The organism is Labrenzia sp. C1B70, assembly GCF_000475395.1.
Classification (GTDB): Bacteria; Pseudomonadota; Alphaproteobacteria; order Rhizobiales; family Stappiaceae; genus Roseibium; species Roseibium algicola.
Window position 1 is genome coordinate 1 of the sequence record NZ_AXCE01000051.1, and the last position, 217, is coordinate 217.

Below are 217 nucleotides of genomic sequence, written 5' to 3' on the forward strand. Positions count from 1 at the left end.
CACGGCCGATTGTCTGGAGCTGCTGCTCGCGACATGTGACGGCACGGACTACGCCGCACCAAGCCTGATGGACATTCGCGACAGAGCATTGCTGCTGGTCGGGTTTGCTTCCGGTGGCCGCCGGCGCTCCGAGTTATCCGGAATGCGGTTTGGTCAAATCACCTGGGAGGCGTTTTTGCCTCTGGATCCGAGTGACCCGGAGAGCGATCTGCTGCCC

At 62.2% G+C, this 217-nt stretch carries 1 pseudogene; it reads left to right on the forward strand.

Annotated elements, in window-relative coordinates:
- Positions 1-217, forward strand: a pseudogene (locus Q666_RS0134105) (integrase); the annotation flags it as partial.